General features: G+C 75.3%; 12 protein-coding genes and 1 pseudogene. 8 read left to right on the top strand and 5 right to left on the bottom strand.

What is annotated here, in order from left to right:
* The first annotated feature begins 29 nt into the window (after positions 1-29).
* Positions 30-908: a HipA family kinase gene (locus STTU_RS05290; protein ID WP_007820504.1), complete on the top strand. Its 879-nt coding sequence runs from the start codon at positions 30-32 to the stop codon at positions 906-908.
* Positions 909-934: 26 nt separating this feature from the next.
* Here STTU_RS05290 and aceB read toward each other — a convergent pair whose 3' ends face one another.
* Both aceB and STTU_RS05280 read right to left on the bottom strand, forming a co-directional pair.
* Entirely contained in the window at positions 935-2563 is a 1629-nt protein-coding gene (gene aceB / locus STTU_RS05285; protein WP_007820503.1) for a malate synthase A, read from the bottom strand.
* 216 nt (positions 2564-2779) lie between these two features.
* Positions 2780-3400, bottom strand: coding sequence for a nucleotidyltransferase family protein (locus STTU_RS05280; protein ID WP_007820502.1), 621 nt, complete (start codon positions 3398-3400; stop codon positions 2780-2782).
* Between the two features lie 216 nt (positions 3401-3616).
* On the opposite strand from STTU_RS05280, the gene STTU_RS05275 reads away from it, so the two are divergent.
* The gene (locus STTU_RS05275; protein ID WP_007820501.1) at positions 3617-3970 is read left to right on the top strand and encodes a DUF5955 family protein; all 354 of its coding nucleotides are present in this window, start codon (positions 3617-3619) and stop codon (positions 3968-3970) included.
* Positions 3971-4204: 234 nt separating this feature from the next.
* Here STTU_RS05275 and STTU_RS05270 read toward each other — a convergent pair whose 3' ends face one another.
* The 3 genes from STTU_RS05270 to STTU_RS05260 all read right to left on the bottom strand — a co-directional run bounded on the left by STTU_RS05270 (position 4205) and on the right by STTU_RS05260 (position 6442).
* Positions 4205-4819 carry a DUF4865 family protein gene (locus STTU_RS05270; RefSeq protein ID WP_007820500.1) on the bottom strand — a complete coding sequence of 205 codons (615 nt, stop codon included), beginning with the start codon at positions 4817-4819 and terminating at the stop codon, positions 4205-4207.
* Positions 4820-4901: 82 nt separating this feature from the next.
* Positions 4902-5471 carry a TetR/AcrR family transcriptional regulator gene (locus STTU_RS05265; RefSeq protein ID WP_007820499.1) on the bottom strand — a complete coding sequence of 190 codons (570 nt, stop codon included), beginning with the start codon at positions 5469-5471 and terminating at the stop codon, positions 4902-4904.
* 167 nt (positions 5472-5638) lie between these two features.
* Positions 5639-6442 (bottom strand): IclR family transcriptional regulator, encoded by an 804-nt coding sequence (locus STTU_RS05260; protein ID WP_007820498.1) that lies wholly within the window; start codon positions 6440-6442, stop codon positions 5639-5641.
* A gap of 231 nt (positions 6443-6673) precedes the next feature.
* Between STTU_RS05260 and allB the strand changes: the two genes are divergently transcribed.
* From allB to STTU_RS05235, 6 genes and pseudogenes are all read left to right on the top strand, one after another.
* Positions 6674-8026 carry an allantoinase AllB gene (gene allB, locus STTU_RS05255; RefSeq protein WP_007820497.1) on the top strand — a complete coding sequence of 451 codons (1353 nt, stop codon included), beginning with the start codon at positions 6674-6676 and terminating at the stop codon, positions 8024-8026.
* A gap of 41 nt (positions 8027-8067) precedes the next feature.
* Positions 8068-9186, top strand: a complete 1119-nt coding sequence (gene alc, locus STTU_RS05250) for an allantoicase (RefSeq protein ID WP_007820496.1) — start codon at positions 8068-8070, stop codon at positions 9184-9186.
* 170 nt (positions 9187-9356) lie between these two features.
* Positions 9357-9794: a ribonuclease domain-containing protein gene (locus STTU_RS05245; protein WP_010265038.1), complete on the top strand. Its 438-nt coding sequence runs from the start codon at positions 9357-9359 to the stop codon at positions 9792-9794.
* A gap of 237 nt (positions 9795-10031) precedes the next feature.
* Positions 10032-10234, top strand: a pseudogene (locus STTU_RS35245) (sterol carrier protein domain-containing protein); the annotation flags it as partial.
* Positions 10235-10421: 187 nt separating this feature from the next.
* The gene (locus tag STTU_RS05240) at positions 10422-11765 is read left to right on the top strand and encodes a sensor histidine kinase (protein WP_007820494.1); all 1344 of its coding nucleotides are present in this window, start codon (positions 10422-10424) and stop codon (positions 11763-11765) included.
* On the top strand, positions 11762-12442 hold the full coding sequence (locus STTU_RS05235) for a response regulator transcription factor (protein ID WP_043257113.1): 681 nt from the start codon (positions 11762-11764) through the stop codon (positions 12440-12442). Before STTU_RS05240 ends, STTU_RS05235 begins: the two co-directional genes overlap by 4 nt.
* The last annotated feature ends 125 nt before the right edge of the window (positions 12443-12567 follow it).

The raw sequence follows: 12567 nt of genomic DNA, 5'->3' as shown, positions 1-12567 counted from the left end.
GCACCGCACGAGCGACGGAGCCCGGGGACATGCTGAGAGAGGTCACCGCGACCCGCTACGTCGAGTCCCTGTTCTCCGGCGGCTCCGTACCCGGCGTCGTCGAGGCCGACGACCTCGGCACGTACGTCGTGAAGTTCGCCGGCGCCGCGCAGGGGCGGAAGGCGCTCGTCGCCGAGGTGATCGTGGGGGAACTGGGGCGGCGCCTCGGGCTCCGGGTGCCCGAGCTGGTGCTGGTCGACTTCGATCCGGCGCTCGGGGCGGGGGAGCCGCACCAGGAGGTGCGGGAACTGCTCGACGCGAGCGGCGGGACCAACCTCGGGATGGACTACCTGTCCGGGGCCGCCGACTTCGTCGCGGGCGAGTTCCCCGTCGATCCCGTGGAGGCCGGGCGGATCGTGTGGCTCGACGCGCTCACCGCGAACGTCGACCGCACCGTGCACAGCCCCAACCTGCTCGTATGGCCCACGCGCGGCGTCGCGCCCCCGCGCCTGTGGCTCATCGACCACGGCGCCGCGCTCGTCTTCCACCACCGCTGGGCGGGCGCCGGGGACGCGCGCGGCAAGGCGTACGACTTCCGGGCACACGCCCTCGGCGGCTACGCGCCCGACACGCGCGCCGCCGACGCCGAGCTGGCCCCGAAGGTCGGCGAGGAACTGCTGCGCGAGGTCGTCGGGCTCGTACCGGACGCGTGGCTCGAAGGCGAGGACGGCTTCGCGACGGCCGGCGAGGTCAGGGACGCCTACGTACGGCACCTCGCCGAGCGCGCCGCGCTCTCCGCGCGCTGGCTGCCGACCGGCTTCCCGAGCGCGGGCGAGCTGTCCGAGGCCGACCGCCGCCGCCGCGACGCGAGCCGCGCGGGCCGTCCCGCGTGGCTCCAGCACGTGCCCGACCTGCACGGCCGCCGCTGAGACCCGGGGCGGCCGTGCGGCGCGGCTCAGCCGCGCAGGCGCGCGTACGCGGGGACGGTCAGGAAGTCCGCGTACGTGTCGGCGAGAGCGACCTCCAGGAGCAGCGCGTACGCCTCGTCCCAGCGGCCCGCCGCGTACGTCTCCGCGCCGAGCTCGGCGCGGAGCGCGGCCAGGTCCTCGTCGGCGACGCGGCGCACCAGGTCGCGCGTGACGAGGACGGGCGTGCCCTCGTGCTCGACCTCGACACCCGCGTTGATCCACTGCCACAGCTGCGAGCGGGAGATCTCGGCGGTCGCCGCGTCCTCCATCAGGTTGAAGATCGCGACCGCGCCCGAGCCGCGCAGCCACGCCTCGATGTAACGGATGCCGACCCGCACCGCGTTGACGACACCGTCGTACGTCGGCCTCGCGTCGAGCGAGTCGATCGCGATGAGGTCCCCGGCGGCGACCTCGACGTCCTCGCGCAGCCGCTCCTTCTGGTTCGGGCGCTCGCCGAGCACCGCGTCGAAGGACTCCAGCGCGACGGGGACGAGGTCGGGGTGTGCGACCCACGAGCCGTCGAAACCGTCCGCCGCCTCCCGGTCCTTGTCGGCGCGGACCTTCGCGAAGGCCGTCTTGTTGACCTCCGGGTCCTTGCGCGAGGGGATGAACGCGGCCATGCCGCCGATCGCGTGCGCGCCGCGCTTGTGGCAGGTGCGGACGAGGAGTTCGGTGTAGGCGCGCATGAACGGGGCCGTCATCGTCACGGCGTTGCGGTCCGGCAGGACGAACGTGGCGCCGCCGTCACGGAAGTTCTTCACGATGGAGAAGAGGTAGTCCCAGCGGCCCGCGTTGAGCCCGGCCGCGTGCTCGCGCAGCTCGTAGAGGATCTCCTCCATCTCGTAGGCGGCGGTGATCGTCTCGATGAGGACGGTGGCGCGGATCGTGCCGCGCGGGATGCCCAGCTTCTCCTGCGCGAGCGTGAACACGTCGTTCCACAGGCGGGCTTCGAGGTGCGACTCCGTCTTCGGCAGGTAGAAGAACGGGCCGAGGCCGCGCGCGGCGAGCCGCTCGGCGTTGTGGAAGAAGTAGAGGCCGAAGTCGACGAGGCCGCCGGGGACCGCCTCGCCGTCGACCTCCAGGTGGCGCTCGTCGAGGTGCCAGCCGCGCGGGCGGACGACGACGGTCGCCAGCTCCTCCTCGGGCCGCAGCGCGTAGCTCTTGCCGGTGCGCGCGTCGGTGAAGTCGATCTTCCGCTCGAAGGCGTCGATGAGGTTGGCCTGGCCGCCGATGACGTTCTCCCACGTGGGGGCCGAGGCGTCCTCGAAGTCGGCGAGCCACACCTTGGCGCCCGAGTTGAGCGCGTTGATCGTCATCTTGCGGTCGGTCGGGCCGGTGATCTCGACGCGGCGGTCCTGGAGCGCCTCGGGCGCGGGCGCGACGCGCCAGGAGTCGTCCTCGCGGATCGCGCGCGTCGCGGGAAGGAAGTCGAGCGAGGCGGTACGGGCGATCTCCGCGCGGCGCTCGGCGCGGTGCGCGAGCAGTTCGGCGCGGCGCGGCGCGAAGGCGCGGTGCAACTCGGCGAGGAAGGCGAGCGCGGCCGGAGTCAGGATCTCCTCCTGCCGGCTCGCGTGCGGGGCGCCTGCGGCGACGACGGCGGGAGCGGGTGCGGACATGAGGGGCACTCCTTCGGCTTCGGCGGGGACGGCACGTAATGTGTGGCACTGCGTGCCATGGAGTATCGGGGGCGGATGGGGCGGCATGGCGGGCGTGTGGATGAGAGGAACGCTGCTCTCTGCTTGCTAGTGGATACTAGTTTTCTCATCGCGGAAGTCAATGGCTGGGGCCTTCCGGGCTGATGTCCCTCGGTGCCACCCCGGCCCGTGCGTGCCTCAGGACGTCTCCCGCAGCCGCCGCAGGTCCTCGGGGGTGTCGATGTCGTACGGGTCGCACAAGTCCCCGCACTCCACGAGCCGGACCCCTTGCGCGTGCTCCCGCAGGTAGGCCCGCGCCCCCCGGTCGCCCTCGGCCGCCGCGGCGACCCCGGCCCAGTGCGCGGCGCCGAGCAGCACCGGGTGGCCGCGCCCGCCCCCGTACGCCGCCGCGGCGAGCGTCGCCGGGCCCTCGTACGCGTCGAGGACCCGCGCTACCGCCTCCGGTGTGATGCCCGGCTGGTCCACGAGCAGCACGAGCGCCGCGCGGGCTCCCGTCCCGGCGAGCGAGGCGAGCCCGGCCCGTAGCGAGGACCCCATGCCGGACTCCCACGCGGGGTTGCGCACCCATGCCTCCGGCGCCGCCCCGGCGCGTTCACCGGCCGCGCGCGCCCCCTCCGCCTCGGCGCCCGTCACGACGTGCACGCGCCCGCAGCCCCCGGCCCGCGCGAGCGCCACCGCGCGTGCGACGAGCGGTGAACCCCCGTACTCCAGAAGCGCCTTGGGCCTGCCCCCGAGCCGCCGCCCGCCCCCGGCGGCGAGCACGATCCCGGCCGTCCCGCCCTCCGCGTCCCGCGCCATCGCTGCCTCCCTCCCGCCGGTCCGCACCGGCGCGCGTGTGCGGCGACCCTACGGGCGGGGCGCGCACGGAGCGGGTGGGGCGCGTACCGGCTGGCGTGTCGGCGCGCGGTGGCGAATACTGGGCACCGTTCGCGCCGCCTTGCGCCTGACCAGCCGTGAGACGCGAGCGAATCGGGGTAGACGCACGAGGTCGTGCGAAGGGGGAGGAGTCTGCTTGTGACCGGTACGGAGGGGACGGGTGTGCCCGTCGCCATCACGGGGGGACCGGCGGGGGACCAGCGGCCCGCCGAGGACCAGGAGGATCCGCGCATCGCGGAGTTGCGCGAGGCCGTGACGGTCCTGCGCCGCGCCCTGGCCGGGCTGCCCGTCGCCCTCGCCGACAGGGACCTCGCCGAGGAGGAACTCGCGGCTCTCACCGCCCTCCTGTCCGGCCCGGCCCCGAGCCCGGCCGCCCTCAGTGGCCCCCTGCTGCGCCTCGCCGCCACCACCGGCTCGGTGAGCGCCCTCGCCCCCGCCCTCGCCCGACTGCGCGCGGCGGTCGAGCTGTTCGGGGGCGCGGGCGGGCGCTGAGGGGCGCTCGGTGGGGGAGCGGGGCGGCTTCTGCGCGTACGGGCGAGGTCCGGCGTGCAGGGGCGTGCTTCGGCGCGTGCGGGCATGGTGCGGCGTGCGGGGGTGCGGTTCGGCGCGTAGGCGCGCGGTTCGGCGCGTGCGGGTGCGCCGCGGAGCCCACGGGTGCGCGGGGGCGCGCGAGGTGTGGCTGCGGGGCGCGGTCGCCGCGTGCGCCCCGCAGCCGGTCGGGACCCGCTACCAGGCGCGTCCCTCCGGCAGTTCGCCGATGCCGGGGGCGGACAGGTGCAGCACCTCGTAGCGCTCCGTCGCTTCCTCGTCGGGCGCGGCGGAGTCCGCCCACAGCACGAACCGCAGCAGTTGCCAGTGGTGGGGATCGACGGCCAGTGCGGCGGTGTGCACGTCGTCGTGGGTGGCGAGTGTCCGCAGGTGCGCGGTCTCCCGCTCGATCAGCGCGGACAGGCCGAGCCCCGTGCCGTCCGTGTCCGGGTCGGCGGGTATCGGGGTGAGGCGGCGCGAGGCCGCCCGGGGCACGGCAGCGCGGGCGGGCCCCGCGTGGCAGGCGATGCCCGCCCAGTGCCGGGCGACGGGGCGCCCGAAGTCCCGCACGATGTTCTGGAAGCCGCCGCCCCCGACGAGGAACCGGGCCATGGCCCCGGTGTCGTTCCACAGGTAGAAGGGGGCGTACTGGTTGACGGGCGAGCCCTCGACGCCGCGCTCCCTGATGACGTACGCCTTCAGGCCCAGTCCGGCCCGGTCGTCGAGGACATGGCCGCCCACGGCGACGCGGCGCCGGATGACGCCCATGTCGTAGTCGGCGGGCAGGGTGATCTCGTACTGCTTCGCGTGCACGGGTGATGCCTTTCCGGGGCGAGGTGAAGGGGTCTCGATTGCCGCCGTGCGTACGGTCCCGGCGGCCCGCGCTGTGCGCGGCTCAGCGCGGCCCGGCAGGAGCGGCCAGGAGACCGAGCACTCCGGCGATCGCCTGGTCGAACGGCTCCACCGATCCGGCGGCGCGCGCCAGCACGTAGCCGCCCTGGAGGGTCGCGACGATCGTCGCCGCCGTCGTCGCCGGGTCCAGCGCGGCGCTCAGCTCGCCGCGCTCGCGGCCCTCCGCGAGCAGCTTCGCGAGGCGTTCCCGCAGCCAGTCGAGCGTCTCGCCGACGGGGGCGCGCAACTCGGCGTCGGCCATGATCTCGGGGTCCTGCGTGAGGCGGCCGATCGGGCAGCCCTTGAGGACGTCACGCTCCCGGTGGAGGTACGCGGTGACGCGCTCGATCGCCGTGCCCGGCGCGGAGAACAGCTCCTCCGCCTTGGTCCGCATCTCCCGCGCGGTGCGCCGGATCGCGGCGAGCGCCAGATCGGGCTTCCCGGTGAAGTGGTGGTACATGCTCCCCTGCCCGGCTCCGGCCCGCTGCTGGATGGCCTTCGGGCTGGTGCCGGTGTAGCCGCGTTCCCACAGCAGGGCGCGCGTGCTCTCGATCAGTCGTTCCGCGGTGTCCATGGGCCGGAGTGTACATACCAGTAGGTACAGAAGGGGTCGCGTGAGCGGGGCGCCGCATCAGGAGGCCGTGTCGGGGGGACGTCGCGTCAGGGAGGCGATGCATCCCGCCTGTTCGGCACCCCGCGCCGGACGGCTCCGCCCGCCGGGGCCCGCGCCGGACGGCTTCGCTAGCCCTGTTCCGCGCGGCGCGCGAGCGCCTCGGACAGTTCGGCGGCGACCTGCCGCAGTACGGGTACGTGGCGCACCATCGCCTCGTCGGTCAGGCGGCCCGCGGGGCCCGAGACCGAGAGCGCGGCCGTCGTGGGGGAGTGCGGGACGGACACCGCGAGGCAGCGCACGCCGATCTCCTGCTCGTTGTCGTCGACCGCGAAGCCCCGTGCCCGCACCTCGTCGAGCGCCGCGAGGAAGGACTCGGGCGTCGTCAGCGTGCGGTCGGTCGCGGCCGGCATGCCGGTACGGGCGAGCAGCGCGCGCACCTCGCCCGGGGTGCTGTCGGCGAGGAGGGCCTTGCCCACGCCCGTCGAGTGCGGCAGGACCCGGCGGCCGACCTCGGTGAACATGCGCATCGAGTGCTTCGAGGGCACCTGCGCCACGTACACCACCTCGTCGCCGTCGAGCAGCGCCATGTTCGCGGTCTCACCCGTCTCCTCGACGAGCCGCGCGAGGTACGGGCGCGCCCACGTGCCGAGCAGTCGCGAGGCGGACTCGCCGAGCCGGATCAGGCGGGGGCCCAGCGCGTACCTGCGGTTCTCCTGCTGGCGCACGTACCCGGTCGAGACGAGCGTGCGCATGAGGCGGTGGATCGTGGGCAGCGGGAGGCCGCTGCTCGTGGCGAGTTCGCTCAGCCCGACCTCGCCGCCGGCGTCCGCCATCCGCTCAAGGAGGTCGAAGGCGCGCTCCAGGGACTGCACGCCCCCGGCGACCGCGGACTTCGGGGGAGCGACGGCATCGCTGGTGCTCGGCGTCGGCACGGCGCGGTCCTTTCGGGGGACGGACGGGCGAACCAGCAGCCTACCGGGCGGGATCTTTCGGGCCGCACGGAGGACGGTGTTACATGAAAGTTTATTTCCGGTTACCGAAAAGGGGCAGGGTGGCTCCCGCCGTACGGCGCTCTTGACGGGGCCTTTGGGGCGGCAGAGACTCGCGGCAGGGATTCAACAGAACGTTGAACGCTTCCGCAGGCGTTGACCAGGGGGCCCGCCATGACCGCCGCCGCACCGCCCGACCTCCTCCTCCGCTCCACCCGCGCCGTACTCCCCGAGGGCCCGCCGCGCCCCGCCGCCGTCGCCGTCACCGGCCCGGTGATCAGCGCGGTCCTCCCGTACGGGAGCGCGGCGCCCGAGGGCTGTCGCGTCCTCGACCTCGGCGACGACGCCCTCCTGCCCGGACTCGTCGACACGCACGTCCACGTCAACGACCCCGGGCGCGCCCACTGGGAGGGCTTCACGACCGCGACCCGCGCGGCTGCCGCCGGGGGCATCACGACGCTCGTCGACATGCCGCTCAACTCCCTCCCGCCCACCACCACCGTCGACCACCTGCGGCGCAAGCGGGAGGTCGCGGCTCCCCGCGCGCACATCGACGTCGGCTTCTGGGGCGGCGCGATCCCCGGCAACGCGGCCCACCTCCGCCCGCTCCACGAGGCCGGGGTCCTCGGCTTCAAGTGCTTCCTGTCCCCGTCCGGCGTCGACGAGTTCCCGCCCCTTGACGCGGCAGGGCTCGACACGGCCCTCGCCGCCCTCGCCGCGTTCGACGGCCTCCTCCTCGTCCACGCCGAGGACCCCCACCACCTGGCCGCCGCGCCCCGGCCGACCGGCCCCCACTACCGCGACTTCCTCGCCTCGCGCCCGCACGCCGCCGAACGCGAGGCCGTACGCCTCCTGTTGGAGGCCGCCGCCCGCCACCCCGGCGCCCGCGTCCACGTGCTGCACGTCTCCAGCGCCGACGTGCTGCCGCTCCTCGCCGAGGCGAAAGCGGCCGGGGCGCGCGTGACGGCGGAGACCTGCCCGCACTTCCTCACTCTCACCGCCGAGGAAGTCCCGGACGGCGCCACGGAGTTCAAGTGCTGCCCGCCCATCAGGGAGGCCGCCAACCAGGAGGCCCTGTGGCAGGCGCTCGCCGACGGCACGCTCGACTGCGTCGTCTCCGACCACTCCCCGTCGACCGCCGACCTCAAAACCCCTGATTTCGCCGGGGCGTGGGGCGGCATCTCCTCGCTCCAGCTCGGCCTGCCCGCCGTCTGGACCGCCGCCGAGGCACGCGGGACGGGGCTCGCGGACGTCGTCCGCCGCATGTCCGCCGCACCCGCCGCCCTCGCGGGACTCTCCGCGAAGGGCGCCCTCGCCCCGGGCAAGGACGCCGACTTCACCGTCTTCGCGCCCGAGGCCGCCTTCACCGTCGAGCCCGCCCGCCTCCACCACCGCAACGCCGTCACCGCCTACGCGGGCCGCACCCTGCGCGGCGTCGTCCGCTCCACCTGGCTGCGCGGCCGACGCGCCTACGAGGCGGGCGAGTTCACCGCACCGAACGGGAAGCTGCTGCGCCTGGAGCCGTGACCCGCGCGCACCCCGAAGCGACGAAAGGAACCACGCCCACCGTGACCGCGACGCCCCCTGCCTTCACCGGTCCCGCCCAGCCCTACAGCGGCGGCGACCCCTACGCCGACTACCGCGCCACCGCACACCCCTTCACGGACCTCCCGGACCTCGCCGACCGCGGGCTCGGCGGCTGCGTCGTGGCCGCCAACGACGAGTTCTTCGCCGAGCGCGAGAACCTGCTCGTCCCCGACCGTCCCCGCTTCGACCCGGCCGCCTACGGCCACAAGGGCAAGATCATGGACGGCTGGGAGACCCGCCGCCGTCGTGGTACGGACGCCGCCCACCCCTGGCCGGACGCCGATGACCACGACTGGGCGCTGATCCGCCTCGCCACCCCCGGCGTCGTGCGCGGACTCCTCGTCGACACCGCACACTTCCGCGGCAACCACCCCCGCGCGGTGAGCGTCGAGGCCACCGCGCTGCCCGGCCACCCGAGCCCCGGGGACCTGCTCGCCCCCGGCGTGCGCTGGACCACCCTCGTGCCCCGCACGGAGGTCGGCGGGCACGCCGCGAACGGCTTCCCCGTCGCGGTCGAACGCCGGTTCACGCACGTACGGTTGCGGCAGTACCCGGACGGGGGGATCGCCCGGCTGCGCGTGCACGGGGACGTCGTGCCCGATCCGCGCTGGCTCGCCGCGCTCGGCACCTTCGACCTCGCCGCGCAGGAGCACGGGGGCCGGGCCGAGGACGCCTCCGACCGCTTCTACTCGCCGCCCGCCCACACGCTGCGCCCCGGGCGTTCGCGGTCCATGCACGAGGGCTGGGAGACGCGGCGGCGGCGCGACGACGGGCACGACTGGGTGCGGTACGCCCTCGCCGGGCACGGCGAGATCCGCGCCGTCGAGATCGACACCGCCTGCTACCTCGGCAACGCGGCGGGCTGGGCGGCCCTCTCCGTGCGCGAGGACGACGGACCCTGGACCGCCCTCCTGCCGCCCACCCGTCTCCAGCCCGACACCCCCCACCGCTTCCTCCTCGACCACCCCGTCCCCGCGACCCACGCGCGCCTCGACATCCACCCCGACGGCGGCGTCTCGCGACTGCGGCTGCACGGGACCCTGAGCGAGCGGGGGAGGGGCGAACTGGAGCGGAGAGTAAGGGAACTGGGCGAAGGGTGAGGTGACGCGTGCGGGGGCGCGGCGGGGGAGTGCGGCCTGTCGCCCGCGTACGCCCGGGGGCGCGCGTCCCGCGCCGACACACACCGCGTGCACCAGCCGTTCACCAACACACGGAACTTTCACCCGGGTTGACATGGACACTGGCGTCTACGCGCGTCATCGTGGATGTCATGCGACGACACCCCCACACCTCGTCCCGCACCCCCCGACTCGCCGCCCTCGCCGCGCTCGGCGCCGCCCTCCTGATCGGCGGCCCGGCCGCCACCGCGCAGGCGCAGGCCCCGGCCCCCGTCTCCGTCCTCGCCCCGGCGCGCGCGGCGGCGGTCGGCGACATCTGCTCCTCGGCCCTGCCGAGCCAGGCCCACGACACGCTCGAACTCATCGACAGCGGCGGCCCGTTCCCGTACCCGCAGGACGGCATCGTCTTCCAGAACCGCGAGGGAATCCTCCCCGGCCAGTCCACCGGCTACTACCACGAGTACACCGTGAAGACGCCCGGCTCCTCGGACCGCGGCGCGCGCCGCATCGTGACCGGCGAGAAGACCGACGAGGATTACTACACCTCCGACCACTACGCGAGCTTCGACCTGATCGACTTCACCTGCTGAACCCGCCCCAGCGGCATCCACGGGCCCAACCGGCCCACCGCCCGGCCCTGTTGACCATCTCCCCCCGGCGCCCCGCCGGTAGCCGGCACCCACCGGCCCAGGCGCCCCCCGCCCCACCGCGCGTCCCCCCACGGCTCGACGGCGCGCGGCGGGGCGGCGTGCCGCCCGCACGGAGCCGCGACGCGGCCACACGGAGGGCCGTGATTCGCTCGCCGGAGGGGTGGTGCGCCTCCCCCCGGCGAGGCCGACCGCGTCCCCACGGAGCGGGAGCCCGACCTGTCCCTGGACGTACGCGACCCGGGTGCGCTCTTCCTCGGCGGCACGGCGCCGGGCACCCTCGTACGCGCCGGGCACGTCCGGACCCACCACCCGGAAGCCGCGGCCCCGCCGACGCCCTCTTCCGTACCGCACGCGCCCCCCACTGCCCGCACTGGTTCTGAGCCGCCTCCCGTCCCGGGGGCCGGCTCGCCGGGCCCGGGAGGGGGTAGCTGACGTGCGCGGAGCCGCCTCCCGGCCCGGGGCCCCCTCCGACTTTCGTACCGCTCCGTGGACTTTCGGATGCACGTGCGTCCCGGCCGCCCGCAGCGCCGTCGCGGCCCCGTAGATTTGTTGACTATGGCGACAAAGGTGGCACCCGGACCGCGCACGGCGCAGGAGGACGGCACGGCCCGCGAGACCGGAGGACGGTCGCGGGCCGGGGAGGCCGTCGCCCGCCTCCGCGCCGCGCTGCCCGCGGGCACCGGGGGCGGCGAGCCGCGCGGCCCCGTCCGGCCCGAGTACCCGTGGCTGCTCCCCTCCGCCGTCGTGGACCTCGCGCCCCCGCGCCGCGCGCGGCGCACCGTGCGGGACTGGATCGTCGACAGCCTCTGCTTCCTCTCGGCGCTCCTCGTCGGCGTGCTCAGCCTCGACACCCTCAGCCGCAGCGCCTCCAACGCCGAGGTACTCGTCGACGTGCTGCTCGGCTCCCTCGCCTGCTGCGCCCTGTGGACGCGGCGCCGCAGGCCGCTGGGGCTGGCGCTCGTCCTCCTGGTCGTGGGGCTCTTCTCGGAGACCTCCGGCGGCGCGATCCTCGTGAGCCTCTTCACCCTCACCGTGCACCGCCCCTTCCGGTACGTGGCCTGGGTCGGCGCCCTCACGCTGCTGCTCGTCCCGCCGTACTTCCTCGTACGGCCCGACCCCGACATGTCCCTGACCGCTGCCACGGCCTTCGTCTCCGTCATGGTCGTCACCGTGATCGGCTGGGGCATGTTCGTCCGCGCCCGCCGTCAGCTCGTGCTCTCGCTGCGCGACCGCGCCGCGCGCGCCGAGGCCGAGGCGGCGCTGCGCGCCGAGCACGCGCAGCGGCTCGCCCGCGAGGAGATCGCCCGGGAGATGCACGACGTGCTCGCCCACCGCCTCTCCCTGCTCAGCGTCCACGCGGGCGCCCTCGAATTCCGGCCCGACGCACCGCGGCCCGAGGTCAGGCGCGCGGCGGGCGTCATCCGCGACAGCGCCCACGAGGCGCTCCAGGACCTCCGGCAGATCATCGGCGTGCTCCGCGCGGGCGACGAGGGCGAGGACCCCGGCCGCCCCCAGCCCACGCTCGCCGCGCTCGCCCGCCTCACCGAGGAGAGCCGGGAGGCGGGCGCCGACGTGGACCTCGGCGTCGATCTCGGCGGGCAGCTGCCCGAGACCGTGCCCGCCGCGAGCGGGCGCACCGCCTACCGCATCGTCCAGGAGGGCCTGACCAACGCCCGCAAGCACGCCCCGGGCGCCCCCGTCACGTGCCGCGTCCACGGCCGGCCGGGCGAAGGGCTCACCGTCGAGGTCGCCAACACCGCGCCGCCCGGCGCCCCCGCCCCCGTACCCGGCTCGGGCCAGGGACTCATCGGCCTGCGGGAGCGCGCCACGCTCGCCGGGGGCCGCCTGGAGCACGGGGCCGCGGGGAACGGCGGCTTCCGCCTCGCCGCCTGGCTACCGTGGCCCGCATGACCGTGACCGTGCTCCTCGCCGACGACGACGCCCTCGTACGTGCCGGGCTCCGCCTCATGCTCGGCGGCGCCCCCGAGCTGGAGATCGTCGGCGAGGCCGCCGACGGCGAGGAGGCGGTACGGCTCGCCGAGGAGCTGGGCCCGGACGTCGTCCTCATGGACCTGCGGATGCCCGGCACGGACGGGCTCACCGCGACCGAGCGGATCAGGGAGCGGCCGGAGGCCCCCGAAGTCCTCGTCCTCACGACCTTCCACGCCGACGAACAGGTGCTGCGGGCGCTGCGCGCGGGTGCGGCGGGCTTCCTGCTCAAGGACACCCCGCCCGCCGAGATCGCCGCCGCCGTGCGGGAGGTCGCCCGGGGCCGCCCCGTGCTCTCGCCGCTCGTCACGCGCCGCCTCATCGCCCAGGTCGCGGGCGGCGATTCGCCCCACGCGCGCCGCGACCGGGCCCGCGCCCGCCTCGCGCGCCTCGCGGAGCGCGAACGCGAGGTCGCCCTCGCGGTCGGCAGGGGCGCCTCCAACGCGGAGATCGCCGCCGAGCTGTACCTGAGCGTCCCCACGGTCAAGGCGCACGTCTCCCGCGTCCTCGCGAAGCTCCACCTCAACAACCGCGTCCAGATCGCCCTCCTGACCTACGACGCGGACCCCACCGCGACCACGTGGGACGACCCGGCCTGAACGCCGTCGCGTGCGGCGTTGGTCACGGACGCCCGCCCGTGAGCCGCCTGCCGGGACCTCCGGACCGTCACCACCCGACCCCGCACTGTGGCCGGAGGAGGCGCGGGCAGGGGTCGCGCGCCACG

Origin of the sequence: Streptomyces sp. Tu6071 (assembly GCF_000213055.1) — a bacterium.
In the GTDB taxonomy this organism is placed as follows: domain Bacteria; phylum Actinomycetota; class Actinomycetes; order Streptomycetales; family Streptomycetaceae; genus Streptomyces; species Streptomyces evansiae.
This window is presented reverse-complemented; position numbering and strand designations above follow the sequence as displayed.